This is a genomic window from Arcicella aquatica (assembly GCF_034928825.1).
Lineage (GTDB): Bacteria > Bacteroidota > Bacteroidia > Cytophagales > Spirosomataceae > Arcicella > Arcicella aquatica.
Window position 1 is genome coordinate 1 of record NZ_JAYFUL010000067.1, and the last position, 25,625, is coordinate 25,625.

Genomic DNA, 25,625 nt, shown 5'->3' on the forward strand with positions numbered 1-25,625 from the left:
AGGTCAAAGATTTAAATTGCCGTGGGTTGTTGCGAGCTTTTTCGTAGGCTGTCATAGCTTTTTGTACAAAGTTCGCACGCACACACGACAATATAAATAATTAGTATTCAAAATGTCTATTGTTGTCTGCGTAATGGGTGGCTAATATTATTTCTCCTTTATGAGGTTCGCAATATTTAATAGCATTCGATAATAGATTTACCACTACCTGAATCAGCTTGTCTCTATCAGCCTTGAACCTCGGTGCAAAACGGTTGGGAATAAAAGCTACCTTTATTTCTTTCTCTTTGGCTTGTTGGTATAGGGCATCGATAGAATCTTTTACAATCTCCTGAATGTCAACATCTTCTAAAATCAGCTTTTGCTTGCCCGATTCGTATTTTTCTAAATCCAGCACTTGGTTGATTAACCTGCTGAGTCTGTCGGATTCCTTTACAACGGTGCTTAAAAAATGTTCTCGTTCCTCCAAGTCCATATCAGGATTATCATAAACAATTTCTGATAATGCCCTGATGGAAGTAAGTGGTGTTCTGATTTCATGGGCAACGGTTGACAGAAAGTCATCCTTGAGTTTATCCGTCTTTTGAAGTATCTCGTTGGCTTCTTTTAGTTCAGTCGTGGCTCTTTCTAACGCGACAGATTTTCTTTTTAGTTCTTTGTTGGCTGACAATAAACTTTGTGATGATTTCAAGATTCTAATTACTTCTTCAGTCGAAATACTTTCTTCTTTTGATACCGACGAAATCATCATTCTGGCCGAAGCTGTTCCTACAATACCTGCTAACAGTTTTTCAACATAAGTCACAATTTGTGGGTCAACCTTCGCATTAATCAGCCTAATCTTATGTTTTTGGGCATAAAGATTTAATATTTTCTCTGCTCTTTTTTCGCCCAGAAAGTTACTTAATAACGATTGAATGTCTGATAAATGAGCCGTCCCTCGCCAAATCGTTGGGTTTTCTACTTGTTCTGAATATTCAAAAATATCTACAAAAATTAAGGCCTGATTATGCTCTATCGAACTGACATGACTATTGATGGAGAAATATATATAACAGAAAATATTCAAGAGTAAGCTCCAAAACAAACCATGCGAGATGCTATCCATGCCTTCTAAACCAAACAATGAATACGGTTTCAAGGCCGCAAAGCCCATCAATCCCGTTTCGACTATTGATTCTGGCAGGAAACCCGCCCTCACCATCGACGGAACGACCAAGGTATAAAACCAAAAAAATGTACCTACTAATAGTCCTATTAAAGCTCCTTTTTTAGTAGCATTTTTCCAAAAAATTCCACCAATAATGGCTGGGCCAAATTGTGATACTGCCGCAAAAGAAACCATTCCGTTGGAAACTAAGGAGTAATGTTCGGCAATGGTTTTGTAATATAAGTAGGCTAATAGTAAAATCAAGATAATAGAGGCACGACGGATGTATTTTACTAAAGCACTTAAATTCCCTGCAAACCTATCTTGCAAAGTCGTTTTCTTTAGTATTACTGGCATGACGATATTGTTGGAAATCATCACGCTCAGGGCGATGGTTTCCACAATAATCATACTAGTGGCTGCCGAAAACCCACCTATGTAGGTAAGGAGGGTAATAAAATCTTGGTTGAATTTCAGCGGAATCGCTAACACGTAGCCATCAGAATTCACTAGATGATTGGGAAATAGCAATGCCCCACCCATGGCTATGGGTATCACAAAAATATTGATTAACAATAAATACAAAGGAAAAAGCCAAAGAGCTTTATTAAGGTGTTTTTCATCCACGTTTTCTACGACGGCTACTTGAAACTGGCGTGGTAAAAACATGATGGCCATCATGGATAACAATAAATGCCAAAACCAACCAGAAGTATCCTGTTGAGCATCTATGACAAAAACCTTGTGTAAGGCAGGGACTTTTGATGCTTTTTGAAAAATATCTCCTAAACCATCAAAAATAACATAGCTAACAAATATCCCCACCACCAAAAAAGCAACTAGCTTGATGATAGACTCTACAGCAATAGCAGTTACCATCCCTTCGTGACGCTCGGTAGAGTCGATAGTACGGGTACCAAAGATGATGGTAAAAACGGATAGTACGATAGTAATGTAAAAGGCTAAATCACCCGTAAAAAAACCTTGGCTACTGATTTCACCAGAGGCTTCGGCCACAATCAGGAAGCTATTTGAAATGGCTTTTAGCTGAATAGCAATGTAGGGCAAAATACCTAAAATACAGATAATCGTTACGATGACACCCAAGGTGGCATTTTTGCCATAGCGTGATGAAATAAAATCGGCGATAGAAGTAATCCGTTGAACTTTACAAATCCTGATAATTTTACGAAGGACTATCCACCAAAGGGGCATCATTAAAGATGGCCCGATAAACACCGTTACGAATTCTATCCCATTGGTTACTGCCCTGCCTACTGAGCCATAGAATGTCCATGCCGTACAATAAACTGCTAGAGATAAGGCATAAATATAGGGATTGTTAACAATACTTTTGCCTTTAGCAGAACGCTGTTCAGCCCAATAAGCTACTCCGAAAAGGAAAACCAGATAGAGCAGAGAAGTTAATATCAAAATAGCACTATTCATCTTTATTAATTTCTTGCTCTTTGTTTCGAACGCTCCAATAAATGATGATGATGAATAATACCCAAATAGAAAAGAAATAGAAGTAGAGTGTAGGAATACCATTAATCTTTGTGTCGTGATTGACAATCGAAAGAATAGGGAAATTAAAGAGAATTGTAAACACAACTCCTAAAACCAAAAGTTTTTGATTCTTTAATTTCTCTTTCATGATAAACGATAAGGTCTTGGATACGAAACCTTAATTTTATCACAATTTAAGGTAAAAATTTAACTCTTCTCAGAAAGAGGTAGCTATATTTGCTAAAATATTATAGACAAAGGTTAAAATAATGGATTTTGAAGTTTTGTATTTATTATCGTCTAGTCCTTACTTTTCTTTTCTTGATAAAAGAAAAGTAACAAAAGAAAATCAAGAATTCCTAATCGCAGCGGCGAACCGCCTCGCTCCGCTCAAACAGTAGGAATTCGGTGTCCATCAATCATAAAAAAAGCGATCTAAATTAGTTTCTCGACCGCTTTTTTATGATTTTAAAAATCAGGATAACCCATGTTTATGAATAGCTTCAACCGAAAAAAGATTCTTTTCCAAATTAATCCTCAGTATCATACTCTCCCGAAAGAGCATACTTTCCAAAAATCAATAATCCACCAGTAATGATTGGTGTCAGTACCAACATAATGATAATACCAAACACTAAATCTTCCTGATTTCCCGAAGCAAATTTGGGAATGCCCAATTCAAAAATTCCGAAATAGGCAGTTGCCAATCCTAAAAGTATCCAAACGATACCTAATATTTTCTTGATGCTGTTCATCTCTTTTTAATGATAATGTGTTTTAACATAAATGTTTAATAGCGTTGAAATCGTTTAGTATTGAGCTATTAATCTCTGATACTTTTATCCTCCTTGATATACAACAAACCAATCACAAAACATACACTTGCTATCAATATTGGATAATTCAATCCTTCTAAATAAGGCTGAGTATTAATAACAGCCTGCCCCGTTCTTTCAGCTATTTCATTGGTATCTTTTGCTTTAGTAACCAAATAAGTAGCAATGGCTGGCATTAATCCACCGAATACGCCATTGCCAATATGATATGGCAGTGACATAGAAGTATAACGGATTTTGACAGGGAACATCTCTACCAAGAATGCAGCAATCGGGCCATAAGCCATTGTGACAAATACTAATTGAACAAATACTAGCCAAACCAGCGTCCAATGGTCGCTATTATTGATTTTAACAGTTTTACTGATTTCAGCTTTAGGCTGTTCAGCTTCTGATTTTCCAGCAAGTAAAGTCTGTTTTTTTACTTCTTTGTAGGTTGTACCATCTGTATAAACCTTGCTGGTAGTCGTGGTAACCAACGAATCAGTGCTTGAATTGGCTACTAAAATATGCTTTGTTTCTATTTTCGTTTCAGCACTAATCTCATCTTTATGATTCAAATTAGTAGTCTGGTACATTTTCTCATAAATAGGTCGATAGGCAAGAATTGCGAATAACATCCCTGCTAACATGATAGGCTTGCGACCCACTTTATCTGACAACCATCCAAAAAATACAAACAGAGGCGTACCCATCATTAAGGCAATGATTAATAGTGTATTGGCTTGGTCGAAATCTACATTCATGATTTTCAACAAGAATGTTTGTGCATAAAACTGACCTGTGTACCAAACTACGCCTTGTCCCATTGTAGCTCCAAATAAGGCTAGCAATACAAATTTGAAGTTTAATCTATTACCAAAAGATTCTTTCAGTGGATTAGTTGATGTTTTTCCTTCCGCCTTGGCTTTGGCAAAAAGCGGTGATTCCGACATATTTTTACGAATCAACACCGATACATAAACCATGATGATAGAAACCATAAAAGGTATACGCCAGCCCCAATCTTCCCATGACTCTTTAGACATCATGTTTTTGGTCAATAATATAACGCCTAGGGAAATAAACAAGCCAGCGGTAGCTGTAATCTGAATCCAAGACGTCCAAAAACCACGTTCATTAGCAGGGGAATGTTCGGCTACATACGTGGCTGCGCCGCCATATTCACCGCCCAAGGCTAAGCCTTGTAAAAGTCTTAGCACTAAAACAATCAATGGGGCAAAAAAGCCTATCGTTTCATATTTAGGCACTAAGCCGATGGCAAAAGTAGCTCCGCCCATCAACACCAACGTGACCATAAAAGTATATTTTCGACCAATCAAATCGCCCAAACGACCAAAGAATAATGCCCCGAACGGACGAACAACGAAGCCTGCGGCAAAGGTAGCTAACGTAGAAAGGAAGGCTGCTGTAGGATTATCTTTTGGAAAAAACTGGGTTGAAATGATTGTTGCTAAACTACCAAATATATAAAAATCGTACCATTCAATAAGTGTTCCTACCGACGACGCGCCAATAATTGCAGCGAGTTGTTTAGTCGAAGTTTTCTTTACTGTGTGTTCTACTGTCATAACGTTAATTAGATAAGGGGTTTTATTTTTAGAGTGAATATTGTATAGTGATTAATAGCATTAGTGATTTATGTATAAGTTTATTGCTAACAGTTATTTCATATATATCCAAAAAGCTAACGGGCGAAAACAAATAGTACAATACTAATTTTTATCATTTTTCAGCCCTATAAACTTTTGTACTTTAGCGTGTTTTTATTGAACACGAACCACCAAAGGTCAAAAAAAAAACTATCTCTTTGACAGCATTGGTATAGTAACGCTATTTAAGTATAGTTCAACAAAAAAAGGACTAGAAAAATATCCTAGTCCTTCTTCAAATATGTATTTTATGTATTGACAGCGTATTAAAATCTTAATGTTTCAGACGCTCCCATTTAATCAACATAAATTTATCTCCTAATTCAGTGACAATCATCCCAGAATCTCTCAGATTTTCTCTATCCGCATAAAAAGCCGCTAACTCTTTATGATTCATTATCTTATAGGTAGGGTAATAATCAGAGTTTTTAGGTATTTTGATTTGATATTTTTTCACCCAATTCATCACCGACACGTGTGAAACGCCTAGGAGTCTTTCTATTTCACGGTAGCTTACTCCTTCTATATACAATTGTAAAGCCTTGATAACATAATAGGCTGAGATTCCCTTCCCTAGCTTCTCTACTGTAAAGTTATAATTACAGTCTTTACATTTAAAACGTTGTTTTTCTTTGATTACGCCACTTTTAGTAACATTTTGGGAGTCGCAGCGGGGACAATTTGGATTTTTCATAGAAATAATACGATATAGTATATTTAGCAAATATATATCAATTAAGCAACAATACAATACTTAGGATAAACTTATTTTTACACGTGAAAATGGTTTTAAAATCATTTTATTTCAAAATAAAATTTTGAAATAATTAAAATATCAGAATTTTATTCGTTTTGTACAACAAACCATAATAACCCTTGTACATTTCAAAGAAATCAATCCATCAATACTTAGGCTTAACTCAATTTTGCGATTGATTCTTTTATTTTTTCTCTGGCTTGTCTTTTTTGTAAAACATACGGAGGTCTCATTCTCTCAGCACAATCTACTGCTCCGCATCTTTCACACGTTTCATTTACTTTTCGATGTTTTAGGGCTGAATCTTGTAAAAATTGAGCCATCCCTTTTAAGGTATCATCAATGGCAAAACCTAAAGTAACGCTACTATTCATCCTTAAATTTGGAGGCGAAGGCTTTGCCAAACAGATGACTAAATAGTGATTGCCAGTATCCATGTATTCAGAGACCTGTGCCTTGCATAATACCTTTTCAGCATCATAGCCTTCTGCCTTTTGTATTTTCTCTAAATCCTTTAAAATCGTTAACGCCATCCATCTCCTGCAATAATGTTCGGGTAGTGCCGTGCCATGCGGGGTATGGAGTTTAGCAAGGTGCATTTCTTTGTTTAAATAGAACAAATCATCATCTATTTGATTATTGAAACGAAGGAAGAAAAGATTGTTAATCTTAAAGTGGCTCGTCATCAAGTTAGATAACCTGTGCATAAATATCTCAGGCGTTACATTAAACAATCGCATGATGCTCAACAACATATTTTCGTCCCATTTTGGTGAGGCGAAAAAATACGTCAATCTATCAATCAGAATATCTTTGTTAATCAAAATCGCTCCAGCGAAATAAGATGCTCTAAAATTATTAAGGACTTCTTCGAAAGAATCTACTTCAATAACCGACGAAACATTCGACCTTTTTTTCAATTGTAAAAACTGATAGCCTATTTCTCGCCCATACGTAAAGGTTTTTTGTTCGGTACTCAAATCTTTGTTGATGAGTAATTTTGAAGTAGCTGGATTGAATACCGACCGAATCGTGATTAATTCAGGATATTGTTCTTTTGAAAACTCTTCGATATGATAGCCATAGAAATTTTGAAGGATTTCGGCTAAGAGTTTTTCATTGGGTGAGGTAGTAGCAGATATTTCAAAGAGTTTCCTAAACTGCTGGGCTGATTGTTCTAAATCTTCAAAATAGTTATCATACATTTCTTGATATGACCGTAAGACTGAAAAGTAAAACTGCTCGACACTCATATCATAATTCCTCCCAATTTCTACTATCGTACTGATAAAGGCACTGATTTTAGCTGGAGCTTCCGACATCAACTCAATAAAGTCTGATGGTTCAACGCCAAAAATCTCTAAAGGTAACTCCGTCAGAATATTAGAGTTTAATAGCTCGGCAATGGGTTCTAATTGCTTACTTAGCTTTAAGGAAACAAGCGAATCGTAATCTATTTCTAAGGCTTCAGACAAAGCCATTATTTTTTCAGTTTTAGGATATTTCTTCCCTTTTTCAATTTCATTTAAGTATGAAATCGAAAGTTTAGATTTTACGGCTACTTCGCTTAACGAGAGTTTTTTATCCAGACGCAACTGTCTGATTTTTAGTCCGAATATTATTTTTACTTTATCGCTGTTCACACTCATTGTTATAAAATTTCCACAAAGCTAATACTATTTACTAGAACATTTCCCACAAGAAAACTAAAATAGCGAATTTTCGCTTTATTTTTATCTGCTACTATTTCATTCCTTTCTCTTATTTATCTCCAAAAGCTTAAAATATTTTACACTATACATATATTAAATATAAACTTTATGATAAAAATAAATTTATATTCATTTTAGCGAAATTTCGCTTGTTTTTAATTTTACGCTAATATACTTTTGTAAGGCTTTCGAAGGCTTCAATATTTTCAGTTTCGTTTTGATCAAATTAACAATTACAAACATGAAAAATGATACGCTTACTTCTGACCTTAGCGCTATCGCTAAACAAAAAGTGAACCACCCGACCCTAAGTCTTCATACTGACATTCACTTGAATCTCAGTGTTTCAACCTTAATTGAAGAGGCTTTGAAAAACGGAGAAGGAACGCTTACTGACAAAGGTGCATTTATGTGCGACACTGGTAAGTTTACTGGGCGTTCGCCAAAAGACAAGTTTACTGTCTATGACGACAAGACAGCCGATACTGTAAATTGGGGAGAAATCAACCAAACTTTTGACCCTGATAAATTCGAGGCACTTTATCAAAAAATGTTAACATTTGTAGCCAATAAAAAGCTATATGCTCGTTATAGTTATGCTTGTGCTAGTCCCGAACATCGTATCAATATTTTAATTGTCAACACGTTGGCTTGGCACAATCTGTTTTGTCATCATTTGTTTCTCAGACCCACGATAAGTGAAATAGAAACATTTGAGCCTGAATGGATAATTTTGAACGTTCCTGAGTTTGAAGCAAATCCAGCGATAGATGGTACTCGACAAAGTAATTTTACCATTATTGATTTTACCCGAAAAATCATCCTGATTGGCGGAACAGCTTATGCAGGGGAAATGAAAAAGGGAATTTTTACGGTACTGAATTTTATCCTTCCTGAGGAGAAAAAGGTGCTTTCGATGCACTGCTCTGCCAATATTGGTGAAGATGGAGACACGGCTTTATTCTTTGGTTTATCTGGTACAGGAAAGACTACTTTGTCGGCCGACCCTCACAGAAACCTTATTGGCGACGACGAGCATGGTTGGGACGACAAGCAAGTTTTTAATTTTGAAGGTGGCTGTTATGCTAAAGTAATTAACCTGAGCGAAGAACAAGAACCAGAGATTTTTAGGGCTATTCGCTATGGTACTATTTTAGAAAACACACGTTTCGTTACAGGTACAAAAACGGTAGATTATAGTAACCAAAGTGTGACAGAAAATACCAGAACGGCGTATCCAATTAATTTTATTCCGAATGTAGCGATGCCTTCAGTCGGTAATGCCCCGAAGAATATTTTCTTTCTTACGGCAGATGCCTTTGGTGTGTTACCGCCTATTTGTAAATTAAGTACAGAGCAAGCCATGTACTACTTTGTGGCAGGGTATACGTCTAAATTGGCGGGTACTGAAATGGGTATTAAAGAACCTCAAGCCACTTTCTCAGCTTGTTTTGGGGCTGCTTTTTTACCGCTCCATCCGCTTAAATATGCCCATTTGTTGGGTGAGAAAATTAAGGTTGGTAACGTACAAGTTTGGCTCATCAATACTGGCTGGTCGGGTGGTGGTTATGGTGTAGGGTCAAGGATAAAATTGACTTATACCCGTGCGATGATTCATGCAGCATTAAAAGGTAATTTCGAGCATACAAATTTCAATAAACATGATATATTTGGTTTAGAAATGCCCGAAGAATGCCCAAATGTGCCGATAGATTTGCTTAACCCAAAAAATACGTGGGCAGACAAAGACGCTTATGACCAAAAAGCTAAAAGTCTAGCGAAGGCTTTTGAGGAGAATTATATGAGAATTGCTTTGTAGTTATGAGCCTTGAGCTATCAGCTTTCGGTCGTCGGATTTTTTAGCTTTGAGCTATGAGCAGTGAGATTTGAGATTTGAGATTTAGCACCAATTTGCATAAAAAATGCCCGTAGCGGTAACCCTTGCGGTTACCCTTTCTTACGTGAATGTTTCGTCCAACGGTAACCGCAAGGGTTACCGCTACGGGTTTAATAAGTTTAAAAACCAAATTCAGTACTTGTATATTCAACACGTGCATATATTATACTTAATATTTAAAAGCTGAAATCCCAAAGCTCATAACTCACGGCTGACAGCTCAAAGCTAAAAAAATCCGATGACCGAAAGCTGATAGCTTAAAGCTTACAGCTCAAGTCTCACGGCTCAAAGCTCATATCTCACAGCTAACCCCCCCCTTTATACTATGACTAATAATCTGACACTAGCTTTACCTGTTGGCACAACGCTTGATAGATTTATTAATCGTCAACAGGAAGCTTTCCCTTATGCAAAAGGTGAGCTTTCACAATTGTTAAGAGACATTGCCCTTGCTTCCAAAATCATTAACCGTGAAATCAATCGAGCAGGCTTGATTGATATTACGGGCGCTTTAGGAAGTTCAAACATTCAAGGGGAAGCGCAACAAAAACTGGATATGATTGCTAATATCCGATTCATTCGGGCATTGGTAAATGGTGGTGAAGTAGTGGGGATTCTTTCTGAGGAAGACGATGAGATTATTCAAACAGGGAATTATAATGCTAAGTATGTAGTAGCAATGGATCCGCTAGACGGCTCCTCCAATATTGATGTAAATGTTTCTATCGGAACCATTTTTTCAATTTATAGACGTGTAAGTGATATTGGTTCTCCTGCGGTTGAAGATGATTTTTTACAAGGCGGACGCAAGCAAGTGGCGGCCGGATATATTTTGTATGGCTCGTCGACCATCATGGTTTATACCACTGGCAAAGGCGTTAATGCCTTTACTTATGAAAATTCGTTAGGAGAATATTTTCTGTCGCACGCAGATATAAAAATGCCTGAAGATGGTAAAATTTATTCTGTCAATGAGGCCTACTTTGAAGAATTTACCAATCCTGTCAAAGAATTTATTCAAGATATGCGCAAGCATTCGGGTTGTATGGCTCGTTATATTGGTTCTTTAGTCGGCGATTTCCACCGAAACCTCCTCAAAGGTGGTATTTATATGTATCCACCAACCCGAAAAGCAAAAGAGGGTAAACTAAGATTGTTGTATGAATGCTATCCGCTGGCTTTTGTCATTGAGCAAGCAGGCGGATTGTCGTCTGATGGCATGCAAAGTCTTTTAGATATCGTTCCTGAAAGCATTCATCAGCGAAATATCGTCTATTTGGGTTCTAAAAATCAGTTAACGCAGTTACAGAAGAAACTAGAAAAATATCATACTTTTTTAATGGAACAAATAAAAGCTGGGCTTTAGTATCCTTCCAAAAATCAATCTCTAGTCATTAGTAACATAAGAATATGTTTAAAGTTCGAAAAGATTTATTATTCAAAGCTTTATGTTATTTAGGCGTCAGCATTTAGTGAAATTCCACTGTTTGAGCGATAGCGAGTCGGTTCGCCGATGCGATTGGAATTTCTTGACTTTCTTTTACGGTCCGCCGTTGCGGTTACTTTTCTTGTGTCTGACGGGCACGCCTAGTGAAGAAAAGTAAGGTCTTTCGAAAGGAAATATTGTTTTTGGGATATAAACAAAATATAATTTTCAAACATATTCTAAAACAAATAAAGCAGGATAATACTTCCTCAACAAAAAAGATTATTTTGCACTCCGATACAATCTCTGTGCAAAATAATCTTTTTAACATGAAAAATATTTACAATATCATCTTCATCACTGGCTTATGCTTCATTAACCATTTTGATATAAGGGCTCAATCTAAAAATGCAGAAATTTGGTTGACAAGTCCTGATAAATCTATCTTATTCCAGAAGCAAGCAAAGACTTTTAATTTTGAAGTTACCACTAATACCTTGCCTAGTATCATCGTAGACGAAAATAAGACTTTCCAGAAAATGGATGGCTTTGGGTTTACCCTTACGGGCGGTAGTGCGATGTTGATTAATCAAATGGGGGCTAATGAAAGAAGTGCTTTATTAAAAGAGCTTTTTGCTACCAATAACAACAATATTGGGGTCAGTTACCTGAGAATCAGTGTGGGGGCTTCGGACTTAGACGACCATGTTTTTTCTTATGATGATTTGCCTAACGGACAAACAGATACTGAACTAGCTAAATTCAGCCTTGCTCCCGACCAACAATACCTTATCCCTGTCTTAAAACAGATTTTGGCCATCAATCCTGACATTAAAATTCTTGTTTCGCCGTGGTCGCCACCCACGTGGATGAAAACCAATGGCAATTCAAAAGGCGGAAGTTTAAAGCCTGAATACTATACTACATATGCTAAATATTTGGCTAAATATGTACAAGAAATGAAAAAGGAAGGTATCAGAATAGATGCCATGACTGTTCAGAATGAGCCATTACACCCCGGCAATAATCCAAGTTTGTTGATGTTGCCAGAAGAACAAGCACTGTTTGTAAAAAAACACCTTGGCCCAACTTTTAAAACAGCGAAAATAGATACGAAAATTATTATTTATGACCATAATGCCGACCGCCCAGATTATCCTATCAGTATTTTAGACGACCCCGAAGCTAAAAAATACATTGATGGCTCCGCATTTCATTTATATGGCGGAAGTATCCACGCTTTGACGGATGTTCACAATGCGCATCCTGATAAAAACCTATATTTTACGGAACAATGGATTGGTAGCCCAGGAAATTTCCCGGGGGATTTAGGCTGGCATATCAAAAGTTTGATTATCGGTGGCCCTCGAAACTGGTGTAAAACGGTGTTGGAATGGAACTTAGCAGCCGACCCTAAACAAAACCCACATACTGAAGGTGGCTGTACGGAATGTTTAGGAGCCATTACGATTGATAAAAATAATATTACCCGTAATCCTGCTTATTATATCATTGCCCATGCCTCTAAATTTGTCCGACCAAATTCTGTAAGAATAGCCTCCAACAATACGATGACGTTGACAAATGTTGCATTCAAAACGCCAACAGGCAAAAAGGTTTTGATTGTACAAAATGAAAGCATTAAGCCTCAGAAATTCAACATTTCCTATCAAGGCAAAAAAGCAGTGCAGACGTTGGAAGCGGGAATGGTGGCTACTTATGTTTGGTAAGTGTACGGCTATGTTGTTCAGCCATGTCATCAATAAATTCTGGAGTCCATCCTTTTTCAACAATTATTCTTTGGGCTTCACTTGAAGCTTTATCAGCAAAATATTTCGACAACAAGATTTTAATTTCTTTTAAATCTTGTTCAGATACAGATGGTCTTGCAAATGATTTGAGTAACTCCAATTGCAGAGACGATAAAGGAGCTGCAGGTTGTCGCATTGTGATTATATTTAAAATTTATCTGACTTGCATCGGAAATAGTAAATACCCTTTCGCCGTTGCGGTTACTTTTCTTGTCTTGAAACAAGAAAAGTAACCGCAACGGCGGACCGTAAAAGAAATTCAAGAAATTCCGAATCGCATCGGCGAACCGACTCGCTTCGCTCAAACAGCGGAATTTCATAAAATGCTTACGCCAACAAAACTTGAAGCTTTATTTTTTATCTTTAAAATTTTTATACCCTTTTTCTAATTTCTCTCGCCGTGCTGAGCCACGTTTGCCGTAATACTTATCCTTAAATTCATCAAGGGTTAAAATATTATTTTCTGTTTTCATATTCTTCTTTTATTGCATCAAAAATAACACTTCTAACGATAGCACGATTCTTAATCAATTAAAAAAATCCCCCACTATCATCTACAAATCCACAAAAGTCATTATTTTTGTTCATACACTTAATACTTTAATACCATGAACGAAGCCTTTCTACACTTTCTATGGCAATTTCAATATTTTGACAAATCTTGTCTACAAACTACTGACAATGAAACAATTCAAGTTTTAAGAATTGGACAACCCAATACCAACGCTGGGGCAGATTTTCAAGATGCCCGACTATTAATTGATGAGGTAGAATGGGCTGGTACCGTTGAAATCCATGTAAAATCTTCTGATTGGAATATCCATGCCCATGATGCTGATGTGGCATATCAAAATGTAATTCTTCATGTGGTTTGGCAAGATGACCAACCTATCTTAAGAAGCGACCAAACCAAAATTCCAACACTGATTCTTTCTGATAAGACGGATTATTCTTTGGCACAAAAATATCAGGCTTTGCTTGAAAGCAAACAGCCAATGGCCTGTTATTCGCAGTTCCAAAAAGTATCTGCCTTGAAAAAATACGCTATGCTAGACAAGGTATTGATGCAACGATTAGAAAATAAAGCCCTGTTTGTGCATCAGTATTTAGCTGAAAACAAACAAGATTGGGAAGAAACGGCTTATCAAACATTGGCAAAAAACTTTGGTTTTAAACTAAATGCTGAACCCTTTTTTCGCTTAGCAAAAGCGTTGCCCTTAAAAATACTCGCCAAGCATCGTGATAACCTTTTTCAGCTTGAAGCATTGATTTTTGGGGTAGCTGGTTTACTATCAGCCAATAGTTTTGAGGACGAGTATCAAACAAAACTAGCGAAAGAGTTTCAATTCCTTTCGACTAAATACCAACTGCAAGACAATATACTTGGGGCACACGAATGGAAATATTTACGGCTAAGACCAGCTAATTTCCCGACAGTCAGGCTAGCACAATTTGCTAAGCTCATTCAAGAAAACATTAATTTGTTTTCGGTAATACTGCATCTCGACAACATCGAAAATGTTTCCAAGACCTTTAAGATAGAACAATCGGGCTATTGGCAAGAACACTATGTTTTTGGGAAGAAAGCAACGGGAAAAGTGGCGATTATTGGTGAAACTTCGGTAGAAAATATCGTCATCAACACCGTTGTACCGTTGCTAGTGGCTTATAGCAAACAAAAAGATGATGAAAGATACCTTGAAAAGGCTATCCGATTTTTAGAAGAATTGCCTGCTGAAAACAATAAAATTACCAAACATTGGCAAACGTTGGATTTGCCAATGAAAACAGCTTTTGATTCTCAAGCGGGTATCGAATGGTTCAATCAGTTTTGTACGATCAAAAAATGCCTTTCTTGTGAAGTAGGCATTAGTTTGTTACGTGAAAAACTATAATTTCAAGCCAAATGCTAAATCTCCTGCATCGCCTAAGCCCGGAACGATATAGTATTTTTCATTCAGATGGTCGTCAACTGTTCCTACAAAAAAATCGGCTTCAGGCATGTTTCGCTGTAAATAAGCCAATCCTTCGGGGGCAGTTATGGCAGCAGCAATAATTACTTTGGCAGGTTTGCCGTAGGCTAATAGTGCTTCGTATGATTTCAACAACGATTTCCCAGTTGCCAACATAAGGTCTATTAAAATAATGGTTTTGCCCGTCAGGTCTGGACTTGCCAAATAATCCATTTGTATATCAAACGTTTCGTCTGCACGGTGTTTACCACGATATGCCCCAATAAAGGCATTTTGTGCCTTATCGAACACATTAATAAACCCTTGATGGAAAGGCAAACTAGCCCGTAAGATAGCTACCAAAACAGGTTGTTGACTCAAAAGTTCTGTTTTAGCAATGGCCAACGGACTTTGGATAAAAGCCTTTTCGTAATGAAGAGTTTTAGAAATCTCATACGCCAATACCTCTCCTAGTCGCTCCATATTTCTTCTGAAACGCATCGCATCTTGTTGAATGGTTACATCACGCAATTCAGCGATAAAATGATTGGCAATTGTGTTGGTTGAAGTTAAGATAAACATAGAGGAAGATTATTAATAGTGATTGGCGAATCGTCCGCCGTCGCGATAGTATTCCTAATTATCCGTTATTTACGATAAATGAAAACGTTTCTTCAATTGTATTGATTAATTGTCTGTCTTTTTAGATAGTATTTCAAAGATAATTAACCATTTTTGAACAATCAACTTACTCTATCACAATATCATACTGATATAATAATCCTCTCAATCCATCATAAGAGAATTTGGCTTTTTTGATGGTATTCTTCTCAGGATTAATCGCAAAATGCTCTGCACTCCTAAAGTCTGCTTTTGACAAATTGGTTTGTTCAAAAACAGTATTCAACAAATCGCACTGATTAAAAGAAGCACCCGTCAAATCTGCCTCTGTAAAATTTGCTTCTTGAATTTGGCAATTATCAAATTTCGTTTTCTGAAGTCTCTTTTTGAAAAAGTAGGTATAATTTAACGAGCAATTGTTGAAATATACCGCAAACAAAAACTCTTTACTGATGCTGAAATCTACCCCTATTATTTTACAATCAATAAACTTTACGGTTTTTAAACTAGTATTATTGATGTTAGCGCTACTAAGATTACAACTTTCAAAAGTACAATCTATAAAATCGTTATTGGAAAGATTAGCATTAGAAAAATCACAGTTTTTAAAGGTGCAACTATCGTATTCTTTATGGGTAATTGCTTGTTTTGAAAAATCAATCTTCTCAAATGTTTGCTCATAGAATTCTTCTTTCATTATGGGGTTAGGTAATGAAGCTGTTTAAACTTTCCCTTTCGGGTTAAACTAAGTCTTTTAGAATAGCTTGTTCCAAAATTTACTCAACATAGCGATGCTATGCTTCGCAAATTTTGAAAAAATCAATCCAAAAATACAATACTTTCACCTCAGAAACGGAAAGTTTAAACAGCTTCAATATTAAGGGCTATTTAGGATTATTCTTTTCAAGTTTTTTACTGATTTCAGTCAATAAAGCAAATTGTTTGGCTTGTGTTTCAAAAAGTGTTTTGATTTGCTCTTCTAACAATAAATCCATCTTTTGTTGTAAGCTTCTTATTTGTGTTTCTGCTTTGAGGTTAACCAAATAGTCATTTTCGCTTTGCATTCTGTCTTTTTCTTCCTGACGGTTTTGGCTCATCATAATGATGGGTGCTTGCAAGGCCGCAATACATGATAACACCAAGTTCATCAAAATAAATGGATAAGGGTCAAATCGGAATTTTGCTACGATAATTGAATTAAAAATTATCCATACGGTGAGGATACTCACAAAAATGATAATAAACTTCCAGCTTCCCCCAAATTTAGCTACTTTATCTGAAATAGCTTGCCCTCTAGTAATATTCTCAATAGGCGGATTTAATTGGTCCTCTACAATAAGGCGTTCCGTTTTAATCGTATCTTCAACAATTTGGTGAAGCTTTTCAATATGTTGACTTTCCTCAGCTAAAAGCTTGTCTATCTCAGTGTTTTTTTTCATGGGATGTTTATTGAGTGATTTTCTTATTGAGTGATTGAGCGAATGAGTGATTTAGTGATTGTTTAGTTGTGAATTAATTTTTCTAATTTGGCAAATAACGTAAATAAATCTCCAATTCACTCATTCACAACCGCGGCGACGAACCGCTCACTAACTAAAAAATCACTCATTCACTAAATCACTCATTCACAATTGAAACAGTCTCTCCAAATGGTGGTATTCAATACCAAAATATGCTTTGGTGGCTTTTAGTTTTTCTAAAATCTCTGGGTTCTTTTGTTGCGCTTTCGGATTCCTGATTCCTACAACTAATACATTTTTAGGCGTATGGGCATCCGAAATAAATTGAAATACTTTGGTCTTATACCCAAAATATTCCAGTATCATCGCCCTGATACCATCCGTCACCATTTCTGCCTGACGTTCCAAAAAAATACCATATTTTGTCAGGAAGTCTAGTTCATTACTGGCTTTATGTTTTTCAATTTCCCTTCTAATCTGTTTATGACAACATGGTGCTACCACAATCAAATCAGCTTCAGCCGTGATTCCTTTATAAATAGCATCGTCAGTCGCAGTATCGCAGGCATGAAGAGCAATCAAAATATTCGTGCCAATGCTATTATAGTCTTCAATGGTGCCTTCTACAAAATTAAGCTTTTCAAAACCTGTATTTTGGGCAATACGATTACACAATTGCACCATATCAGGTCTAAACTCAACGCCCGTTACCTCCGCTTCTAGCTTCAACACATTCGTCAAATAATCGTACAAAGCAAAGGTTAAATATCCCTTCCCCGACCCCATATCTGCTACTTTCAAAAGGTTTTGCGTAGGAATATCTTTGATTAACGTGCTTAGTATTTCTACATAATGGTTTATTTGTCGATATTTATCTTGTGCATTTTTATAGACATTCCCCTCTTCATCCGTAATCTTCAATTCATGCAAATAAGGCTTTTCTTGCGGTTTTATTAAGCGATTTTTAGCCTTGTCGTGTTCTAAAGAAGTAGCATTAGGATTGGTAGAAGCATTTTTTCGAAGCACTGTTTTCTGGTTGATTTTCTCTATAATCAAATCAAACTGTGTGCTAAAAAGCGTAGCAATATGAAAGCCTTCTTGTAAAGCTTTTTCTATTAAACCGATGCCTTCTGCCACACCAAAGTTTTTTACAATATCACGGGTTTTATAGCGATATGTAAAACTAAGTTTCTCTTCTTTTTTAATTAAAACTCTTTTGATATAGATATTCTTGAGTTGTTCTTCCGCACCTTTATAATTGCCTAATGATATTTTAACGAAAGAATTATCAAGCAGACTTTCATGGATAGTCTGGATAAATGTCGCTAAGTGTTCTGGTTGATTCATGTGATGTGGATATTACTCAGCGATTTCAAATGTTTTAGGCAAGCCCATTTCTCTAGCATAATGTGCTGTGCCATACTTGTGAACGTATCCTAACAAGGTGTTAGTATCTGCATGAAAGTCAAACTGAATATCTGGGTGAAGTTTTACGACCTTTTTTAATATAAAATCAACTCGTTTTACGATATAAAGGGCTAGCGTATCAGATTTTGAATTGTACTTTTCTATCCATTTTAGTTGTTTCTCAAAACAATCTTTCATGAGCTTCAATGTCAACTCTATCTCACCATACTTATCTTTCGTCACTTTTACATGGAGCGTAATCTGTGCATTGATATAACGCATATCCATCATCAAATAACCCGATGAGAAAACAGGCGTATCATATAGGGTATCAATGATGATTTTGATATCTTCTCGCCTCGACTCAACCGTGAGTTCTTCTTCTACCAAGGTAAAGATTAATTGCTGAATCAATATCTCATCTTTGCCAATAAGCCTTAATAATAATTTATCTTTATCTTTCTGAGGCATCGAAACAATTGCCTGTTGTAGTTCTTTTTCTAATTTTGCCATTTCTAATACAAAAAGTGGAGCAATGATTTGTTGTTATCTTCATAACAAAGTTACGGATAAATGAGTTTTTAAAGTATTAAACTGAAATTACTTGCTCAGATACATCTTTTCTATGAAACATAAAGGACTATTTTTTGCCATCAGCATTATTTCGCTTTGGGCTTTGTCGCTACTATATTTATTGAATTATCCAATCGATTTCGCTAATCCTTTGGTGTATGTTTTTGTATTAATACAAATGCAGTTGTACACAGGCATTTTTATTACTGCTCACGATGCAATTCATGGCGTAGTGACACCCGATAACAAACGATTGAATAATGCCATTGGCTTTGTCTGTGCTACGCTTTTCGCCTTTAATAATTATCATAAATTATCAAGGAAGCATCATCTGCACCACAAAAACGTAGTGACCGACGATGACCCAGATTATTATGCAGGAGGATTTTTCAGATGGTATTTGAAGTTTGCCTTAGAGTATGTAACCTTCTGGCAGATTTTATTGATGGCTATTACTTATAATTTATTGAAGCTGGTCTATCCAATAGAAAACCTCATTCTATTTTGGGAAATTCCTGCTATTCTGAGTACGCTACAGCTTTTTTATTTTGGCACATACCTCCCACACCGTGGCGAACACGAAGCCCACGACCTCCACAAAGCGCGTAGCCAAAAACTAAACCATGTGGTAGCGTTTATTTCTTGCTATTTTTTTGGTTATCATCACGAACACCATGCTTACCCCTATTTACCTTGGTGGAAATTGGCGGAGGCTAAAGAACAAGAGGAATTAATAAATAATAAAGCATAAAAGGGAAATGCAAATCCCGAAGGGATGTCAGGATTATAGCAATGATTGCATTGTTGTTTACAGAACCCTGAAAGGGTGAAATAAAGGTTGTAAAGAATTCCTGTATCACCCCTTCGGGGTTTTAGCTTATTTGCTATTTTCTTGTCTATAATCCTCACACCCCTTCGGGATTCGCTTTATTCAGTTTTCTAAATTCACTCCACATTCAACACTCAAAACTAAGAAAGTCCTAATTGTTTCAAATGATGGTCGAGGTGGCGAACATAATCATTTGCCACAAATTCAAGGGTTACTAATTCTTGTCCCAACATAGGGGTCGTTGCATTTCCCCAATTTGTGATAGTGTCATAGTTCTCTTTCGGTAAATTAAGCAACACCCTACAAAAATGCTTGTTTAACAACACCCATAATTGCAGTAAATCTTTGCTATCATAATGTTGATAATCAGCAGCTTTTACCCATTCGTTCTGTCTGTAAACGATATGCGCATTTTCTTGGTATTGCCCCACTACCATTCTGCGAATATTACTTTGGGCAGAATCTATCAGATGTCCCAATACTTCTTTCTTAGACCATTTCTCTGGGCTTTCCTTAGCTACTAATTCAGCTTCTGAGCATTGCGAAATATAGTTTTCTACTGCTGTAATTCTATCTTGAAGGGTGGCTACTACTGCTTCCATGCTATTGATATTCGGGATGTTTGGCGATAAATTTACGAAGGTTTCCCATAGCTCGCTCTCTTACTTGTTTTTTCAAGAAGGGAGTCCAGCCTAATAGTTTACCTATCATTCCTAAGGACTGTGACGACCAGCGATAAAAACTAAATTTATCACGATGCGTAAGAATCTTACCATCTTTAAAAATAAAGCTAGCCTCTATGATATTATGCACTTTGTTGCCCGATTGCGAGAATGTGTACCAAGCCTCCCAGTGCGCCTGCCCTGTATTGTCATCTGCCTTTACGTCTGAATATTCTACAATAGTACTTGCCCCTACTCCGCAAAGCATTCGCCACATAGCAGGAATTTCTTTGCCTTTCAAGTCAAAGGCTTCGTCTTTAAAGGTAGCTTCTGGATGATAACAATCACCCATTGTCTTGAAGTCTTTTACCTTAAAAGCTTCATAGAATGTCTGAATTAATGTTTCGTTGGGGGTCATTTTGAGTTTTGAGTTGTGAGCTATGAGTTTTGAGCTGTGAGCTATGAGCTATGAGATTTGAGTTTTGAGCTGTGAGCTATGAGCTATGAGATTTTTAGGTTATCAAGCATTGCATTGATATGGACAAAATATAATAGTTAAATCTAATTTAGATTTGATCATCAGTAAATAAGTTAAAATTGATTCCAATCTATTATTAGGTAAGCACACATAAAATCTCACAGCTCATAGCTCACTACTCATAGCTTAAAATTATACTTTCACTTCCTTACCAGTCTTAGCTGCTTTAAAAATTGCTTCAATCAGTTTCATATCTCTTAGCCCTTCTTCACCAGGGGTGATATTGGGTTTGTTATTGATAATAGCGTCGCAAATACCCTCCATTTCCAGTACTTGGTGATATACAATTAGCAATTTCATTTCGCCTTTTGATGTTTTTCCTTTCAATGGCCCATAATCGTAAGCTGGCGACATCTCTAAATTTCCATTTTCATAGCCTACATACAAACGTTGCAAACCGCTGTTATATGTAGTAGTATGATTTGAAACCGCTCCGCTCGGAAATTTCATTTGCCAGAAAAGCGTTTCTTCAATACCCGGCAAATATATGTCTGGTCGTGTTTTTACGGTTTGTGCCGTTACCGAAATCGGTTCTTCGCCAGTGGCATACCTAGCCGCATTTAAGGCATAAATACCCACATCCATCATTGGTCCTCCGCCCGACAGTTTAGGGTTCAATCGCCATGCTTTTAAATCACGTAACGGAAAACCAAAACTTGCTTCTACAAAAGTAACCTTGCCAAAATCTTTATCTTTTGCCAAACGCATTACTTCGTTGGTAAATGGCTCGTAGTGCAAACGATATCCAATGGCCAACTGAACATTGGCAGCCTTGCAAGCGGCAATCATCTCTTCAGCCTCCTTTACCGAAACTGCCATTGGTTTCTCACAAATTACGTGCTTGCCAGCTTTGGCGGCACGAAGCGTAAACTCGTGGTGCATTGAATTGGGTAATACTACATATACTACATCAATGTCTGGATTATTAGCAATTTGGTCAAAATTTTGATAATTGTAGATATTTTTGTCTGGAATATTATACTTTTTCTTCCAAGTTTCTGCCTTTTCAGGCGTACCTGTCACGATACCAACTAGTCGGCAATTAGTCGTTTTTTCGAGTGCTGGGGCCAATTGATAGGTAGCATAATAGCCCAAACCAACCAAAGCAACGCCTAATTTTTTCTCAGGAAAAGCAGCCTCCACCTGTAAAGCTGAAAGCATAGGAACAGTAAGCGACGTGGCCGCAAAGGTTTTAAGGAAATCTCTCCGTGTGTTTTTCATAGTTAATGAGGAATATAAAATGGGGTTTATCGTTATTCAGTCTTGTATAGTTAACAGTATTTCAATTGATTTTCTTAATTTTAACGAATACATTTTTAAACTATTCGTCATCGACATCCATTCAATAAAATACCTTTATGAAAACATATTTGTACGCGATTGCCTTCCTCCTATTTACTTGTTCGTTATCAGCAGACAAACCTGCCTATATGCTTTATAACAAGCAATTAAAAGAGACTTCCTACCAAAAGATGATGAAAGAATTGGCAACAGCCGATATTGTTTTCTTTGGTGAATTACATGATAATTCTTTAAATCATTGGCTTGAATTACAGGTTACTAAAGATTTATTTGCGCTCAAAAAAGAAAAATTGGTACTTGGTGCTGAAATGTTTGAGGCAGACAACCAAACTGTGCTGACAGAGTACCTCAAAGGTTTTATCACTGCCAAACAATTGGAAACCGAAGCAAAAGTATGGCAAAATTATCAAACTGATTATAAGCCTTTGTTAGATTTTGCCTTGAAAAACAAGTTAAATTTTGTAGCCTCTAATATTCCTCGCAGGTATGCCAGTATGGTTTCAAAAGGTGGATTGGAAGCCCTCAATCAGCTATCAGACGATGCCAAAAAGAATATTGCTCCGCTACCCATTGAAGTAGATTTAACCTTGCCTGCCTATGCCGAAATGATGAAAATGGGCGGTATGCACGGCAGTGGTGGCACGAGTATTTCAGCAGAAAATATTACCAAAGCTCAAATTATTAAGGATGCCACAATGGCAAACTTTATTTTGAAGAATTGGCAACAAGAACAGTGTTTTTTACATTATAATGGAAGTTATCATTCAAACAACTTTGAGGGTATCGTTTGGCATTTGAAAAGAAAGAATCCAGCGTTGAAAATAGTAACGATTAACACGATTGAAGAAAGTGACATTGAACATCCTTCAGACAAGGCAAAAAACTCAGCAGATTTTATCATCGCTATCCCTGATGATATGACGAAAAGCTACTGAGAGGGTTAAGGACTAAAGGACTTTATGACTAGAAGACTAAAGGATTTTAGACACTAGATATTAGACTTTAGGATGTAGGGAATTAGAGAAAAAAAGCAAATCACTAACTCACAATTCACTCAATCACTAACTAAAATCAATCACTAACTCACAATTCACTCACTCACTAACTAAAAATAATCACTCAATCACTAACTCGCTCAATCACTCCATAAAAAAATGCAAGACATAGAACCATTTTATAATTGGGAAAACCTTTATGTAGCTTCCAAAGATCCACGCTCACCTTTTTATGAGCGGCTTTATAATACGTCCTATTATGAACATGATATTTATGGTTACTTTATTCATCCTTTTTGGGATGAATTTGAATCGGAAACACTATATTGTAAGATATTATTCTGTGATTACAACCTCCGTTTTGTCATCATCGAAATGTTTGGTGAATGGAATGATACCCTCCACAATGATATTATGTGGTTTAAACGAAATGTGATAGACCACCTCATCAATCAAGGTATGAATCAATTTATCTTGGTGGGCGAAAACGTGCTGAATTTCCACGGAAGCCACGAGGACGATTATTATGCCGAATGGTTTGAGGAAGTAGAAGACGGATGGATAGCAGCTTGTAATTTCAGAGACTTTATTCAACAGGAATGGACGAAATTTCGACTAGACTATTACCTTAATTTTGGCGGAACGCTAGATGTAGTAAATTGGCGAGTATTAGCTCCCCGACAATTTTATGAAGTAATCAAAGCATTAATGACACGACGATTAAACTAATATTTTCCTTTCAAAACAATGAGCGTAATTTTCACCACTATCACTAAAGACGAAGAAATCTGGCAGTTATTGGATTTACAACAGAAAAACTTAACCCGAAATATTTCAGAGAATGTAGCCAACGACCAAGGTTTTGTAACGGTTGTTCATAACTTCAAATTGCTTTCTCGCATGAATGAGGCCTATCCGCAAATCATTGCCAAGGATGGCGACCAAGTGGTGGGCTATGCATTAGTAATGCCCGAAAGTTTTAGAAATGATATTCCCGTGCTTACTGCCATGTTCACGATGCTCGATGAATTGGAATATAAAGGCAAATTGGTGAAAGATTACCGCTATTATGCGATGGGACAAATTTGTGTGGCAGAGGGCTATCGTGGGCAAGGACTTTTTGATGGACTATACGCCAAACATAAAACTGAATTATCAGATAAATTTGAGCTTTGTGTGACCGAAATTGCCAAACGTAATACTCGTTCTTTGGCAGCCCATAAAAGAGTAGGCTTTGAAATCATTCATGAATATTTTGATACGACATATCCTGAGCTTTGGGAAGTGGTGGTTTGGGATTTGAGAATATAAATCAATAATTTATTCATAGCGAGGGACTTAAGTCCCTCGCTATGAATAAATTATTGATTACCAAACAATCGTTTTGCCAAAACTAAATCTGCCAACCCATTATCTGGAATTTCTAAGAAATACGCTAATTGCCATTGTTGGGTCTTCAAAGCTTGTTTGCTATTGGCAATATCCCAAGGAGGATATACTCTAATAGCTCTTTTCCCCTCTTTATAATTACCTGATAATATTCCTTTTTGGAGTAAAACAGCTTTAGGAAAAATAAATTGTCCAAAATGATTATCGCTTCTGGTGCTAATTACGACAAAATCTATCTCATCATTTATATCATAAGGTTCAATAATTCCTTCATTATTTCTTTTCCATAAAGTAACAAATTGTCCTGTTTTTGTCGGTGTAATTTTAGCCATACGATATTTGATATTTAGACTATCAAGCCTAAAATCACAAGCACCATACTCAGCACTTTCAGTTGCTGGAATAGGTTCTGTACACTTAAACCCACATTGATTATACACTAATACTTTGGCAAGAAGGAAATCTTTATTATTGGTTAATTCGTTTTTTGATTTCATTACTTAATTTTTACTCTTATATATTTCTCCACAATTATTCGGTCTATGCCTAGTTTTTCTAGCTTCTCTACGCCTTTCTGCATTAAAGTATCGTTCTGGATTTTCACGACAAAACTGAATTTATTGTTCTCCCAGTTTTTATCGACAAAATACTCCAGGTTTTCCGTGTAAACACTATCCACTAACGTATATTCACCTCCACCTGCTATAAATGTAATAGCTGAATCTTGTTTAGCAATTGGATGACTCAAAAAAGCAAAATGACTTGGGTTAATAATCTTAATCATTTTTACTTTCGAGTTGAAGGTTGAAAATGAAGTATCTTTTTCAATGGTTTCTGCCGAAACCAATTCCCACGTACCGATAATAGGAAGGCTCTCTTTTTCTTTGACCTTACAAGCAAACATGGTAGAACATAGCAGTCCCCCTAAAATAATGCTAGTTGTTAGTTTCATAGTTTTTAGTTTTTCACAAAAATCAAATTATTCCCTTGAATTTGTAGCTTGTACTGTACAGGTAGAAAACTTAGAATTACTCTACCCGATGTTTTTTATTAAATATTGATAATGAGATAGTTGTATTTGAATCCACCGAGTAAATATATTCAAAAGCTCTTCCCAGATTTTCAAAAATCCTTGATTGATGTTTCT

26 protein-coding genes are annotated in these 25,625 nt (G+C 36.5%); 8 read left to right on the plus strand and 18 right to left on the minus strand.

What is annotated here, in order from left to right; translation table 11 throughout:
* Nucleotides 1–100: 100 nt before the first annotated feature.
* The 6 genes from VB264_RS23335 to VB264_RS23360 all read right to left on the minus strand — a co-directional run bounded on the left by VB264_RS23335 (nt 101) and on the right by VB264_RS23360 (nt 7,553).
* On the minus strand, nt 101–2,599 hold the full coding sequence (locus VB264_RS23335) for a histidine kinase dimerization/phospho-acceptor domain-containing protein (protein WP_323253546.1): 2,499 nt from the start codon (nt 2,597–2,599) through the stop codon (nt 101–103).
* Nucleotides 2,592–2,807, minus strand: coding sequence for a hypothetical protein (locus VB264_RS23340; RefSeq protein WP_309914475.1), 216 nt, complete (start codon nt 2,805–2,807; stop codon nt 2,592–2,594). Before VB264_RS23340 ends, VB264_RS23335 begins: the two co-directional genes overlap by 8 nt.
* Nucleotides 2,808–3,189: 382 nt before the next feature.
* Nucleotides 3,190–3,414 (minus strand): DUF6814 family protein, encoded by a 225-nt coding sequence (locus VB264_RS23345; protein ID WP_309914473.1) that lies wholly within the window; start codon nt 3,412–3,414, stop codon nt 3,190–3,192.
* Nucleotides 3,415–3,482: 68 nt separating this feature from the next.
* Complete coding sequence (locus tag VB264_RS23350) at nt 3,483–5,066, minus strand: MFS transporter (protein ID WP_323253549.1); 1,584 nt, start codon at nt 5,064–5,066, stop codon at nt 3,483–3,485.
* Nucleotides 5,067–5,421: 355 nt separating this feature from the next.
* The gene (locus tag VB264_RS23355) at nt 5,422–5,841 is read right to left on the minus strand and encodes an IS1/IS1595 family N-terminal zinc-binding domain-containing protein (protein ID WP_309914468.1); all 420 of its coding nucleotides are present in this window, start codon (nt 5,839–5,841) and stop codon (nt 5,422–5,424) included.
* Between the two features lie 221 nt (nt 5,842–6,062).
* Nucleotides 6,063–7,553 carry a helix-turn-helix domain-containing protein gene (locus VB264_RS23360; protein ID WP_323253551.1) on the minus strand — a complete coding sequence of 497 codons (1,491 nt, stop codon included), beginning with the start codon at nt 7,551–7,553 and terminating at the stop codon, nt 6,063–6,065.
* A 304-nt stretch (nt 7,554–7,857) separates the two neighbouring features.
* Between VB264_RS23360 and pckA the strand changes: the two genes are divergently transcribed.
* The 3 genes from pckA (at nt 7,858) to VB264_RS23375 (ending at nt 12,669) form a co-directional block, all read left to right on the plus strand.
* Nucleotides 7,858–9,435, plus strand: a complete 1,578-nt coding sequence (gene pckA / locus VB264_RS23365) for a phosphoenolpyruvate carboxykinase (ATP) (protein ID WP_323253553.1) — start codon at nt 7,858–7,860, stop codon at nt 9,433–9,435.
* A 403-nt stretch (nt 9,436–9,838) separates the two neighbouring features.
* On the plus strand, nt 9,839–10,879 hold the full coding sequence (gene fbp / locus VB264_RS23370; RefSeq protein ID WP_323253556.1) for a class 1 fructose-bisphosphatase: 1,041 nt from the start codon (nt 9,839–9,841) through the stop codon (nt 10,877–10,879).
* Between the two features lie 389 nt (nt 10,880–11,268).
* Complete coding sequence (locus VB264_RS23375; RefSeq protein WP_323253558.1) at nt 11,269–12,669, plus strand: glycoside hydrolase family 30 protein; 1,401 nt, start codon at nt 11,269–11,271, stop codon at nt 12,667–12,669.
* Here the strand turns inward: VB264_RS23375 and VB264_RS23380 are convergent.
* Nucleotides 12,653–12,886: a hypothetical protein gene (locus tag VB264_RS23380; RefSeq protein ID WP_323253560.1), complete on the minus strand. Its 234-nt coding sequence runs from the start codon at nt 12,884–12,886 to the stop codon at nt 12,653–12,655. The two genes, VB264_RS23375 and VB264_RS23380, sit on opposite strands and share 17 nt — an antisense overlap.
* A gap of 214 nt (nt 12,887–13,100) precedes the next feature.
* Complete coding sequence (locus tag VB264_RS23385) at nt 13,101–13,223, minus strand: hypothetical protein (RefSeq protein WP_323253562.1); 123 nt, start codon at nt 13,221–13,223, stop codon at nt 13,101–13,103.
* A gap of 135 nt (nt 13,224–13,358) precedes the next feature.
* Here VB264_RS23385 and VB264_RS23390 point away from each other — a divergent pair, with 135 nt between their 5' ends.
* A complete protein-coding gene (locus VB264_RS23390; protein ID WP_323253564.1) occupies nt 13,359–14,645 on the plus strand; it encodes a DUF2851 family protein in 1,287 nt (428 codons plus the stop codon).
* Here VB264_RS23390 and upp read toward each other — a convergent pair.
* The 5 genes from upp to VB264_RS23415 form a co-directional block, all read right to left on the minus strand.
* Entirely contained in the window at nt 14,640–15,284 is a 645-nt protein-coding gene (gene upp, locus VB264_RS23395; protein WP_323253566.1) for a uracil phosphoribosyltransferase, read from the minus strand. The two genes, VB264_RS23390 and upp, sit on opposite strands and share 6 nt — an antisense overlap.
* A gap of 166 nt (nt 15,285–15,450) precedes the next feature.
* Nucleotides 15,451–16,020: a pentapeptide repeat-containing protein gene (locus VB264_RS23400; protein WP_323253568.1), complete on the minus strand. Its 570-nt coding sequence runs from the start codon at nt 16,018–16,020 to the stop codon at nt 15,451–15,453.
* A gap of 187 nt (nt 16,021–16,207) precedes the next feature.
* Nucleotides 16,208–16,762, minus strand: a complete 555-nt coding sequence (locus tag VB264_RS23405; protein ID WP_323253570.1) for a DUF1003 domain-containing protein — start codon at nt 16,760–16,762, stop codon at nt 16,208–16,210.
* Nucleotides 16,763–16,948: 186 nt separating this feature from the next.
* Complete coding sequence (locus VB264_RS23410) at nt 16,949–18,130, minus strand: class I SAM-dependent methyltransferase (RefSeq protein ID WP_323253571.1); 1,182 nt, start codon at nt 18,128–18,130, stop codon at nt 16,949–16,951.
* Nucleotides 18,131–18,142: 12 nt separating this feature from the next.
* Nucleotides 18,143–18,703, minus strand: a complete 561-nt coding sequence (locus tag VB264_RS23415) for a hypothetical protein (protein WP_323253572.1) — start codon at nt 18,701–18,703, stop codon at nt 18,143–18,145.
* A 112-nt stretch (nt 18,704–18,815) separates the two neighbouring features.
* Between VB264_RS23415 and VB264_RS23420 the strand changes: the two genes are divergently transcribed.
* Nucleotides 18,816–19,514 (plus strand): fatty acid desaturase, encoded by a 699-nt coding sequence (locus VB264_RS23420; protein ID WP_323253574.1) that lies wholly within the window; start codon nt 18,816–18,818, stop codon nt 19,512–19,514.
* A gap of 218 nt (nt 19,515–19,732) precedes the next feature.
* On the opposite strand, the gene VB264_RS23425 is transcribed toward VB264_RS23420, so the two are convergent.
* The 3 genes from VB264_RS23425 to VB264_RS23435 form a co-directional block, all read right to left on the minus strand.
* Nucleotides 19,733–20,194, minus strand: a complete 462-nt coding sequence (locus VB264_RS23425) for a DinB family protein (protein WP_323253576.1) — start codon at nt 20,192–20,194, stop codon at nt 19,733–19,735.
* Between the two features lies 1 nt (nt 20,195).
* The gene (locus VB264_RS23430) at nt 20,196–20,672 is read right to left on the minus strand and encodes a nuclear transport factor 2 family protein (RefSeq protein WP_323253578.1); all 477 of its coding nucleotides are present in this window, start codon (nt 20,670–20,672) and stop codon (nt 20,196–20,198) included.
* Between the two features lie 252 nt (nt 20,673–20,924).
* Complete coding sequence (locus VB264_RS23435) at nt 20,925–22,013, minus strand: Gfo/Idh/MocA family protein (protein ID WP_323253580.1); 1,089 nt, start codon at nt 22,011–22,013, stop codon at nt 20,925–20,927.
* Nucleotides 22,014–22,150: 137 nt separating this feature from the next.
* On the opposite strand from VB264_RS23435, the gene VB264_RS23440 reads away from it, so the two are divergent.
* From VB264_RS23440 to VB264_RS23450, 3 genes are all read left to right on the plus strand, one after another.
* A complete protein-coding gene (locus VB264_RS23440; protein ID WP_323253582.1) occupies nt 22,151–23,029 on the plus strand; it encodes a ChaN family lipoprotein in 879 nt (292 codons plus the stop codon).
* 219 nt (nt 23,030–23,248) lie between these two features.
* The gene (locus tag VB264_RS23445; RefSeq protein ID WP_323253584.1) at nt 23,249–23,818 is read left to right on the plus strand and encodes a hypothetical protein; all 570 of its coding nucleotides are present in this window, start codon (nt 23,249–23,251) and stop codon (nt 23,816–23,818) included.
* A gap of 18 nt (nt 23,819–23,836) precedes the next feature.
* Nucleotides 23,837–24,400, plus strand: coding sequence for a GNAT family N-acetyltransferase (locus VB264_RS23450; protein ID WP_323253586.1), 564 nt, complete (start codon nt 23,837–23,839; stop codon nt 24,398–24,400).
* Between the two features lie 50 nt (nt 24,401–24,450).
* Here the strand turns inward: VB264_RS23450 and VB264_RS23455 are convergent, their stop codons facing one another.
* Complete coding sequence (locus VB264_RS23455) at nt 24,451–24,975, minus strand: MepB family protein (RefSeq protein WP_323253588.1); 525 nt, start codon at nt 24,973–24,975, stop codon at nt 24,451–24,453.
* Nucleotides 24,975–25,430, minus strand: a complete 456-nt coding sequence (locus VB264_RS23460; protein WP_323253590.1) for a hypothetical protein — start codon at nt 25,428–25,430, stop codon at nt 24,975–24,977. The genes VB264_RS23455 and VB264_RS23460 overlap by 1 nt, the downstream gene beginning before the upstream one ends.
* Nucleotides 25,431–25,625 lie beyond the last annotated feature (195 nt).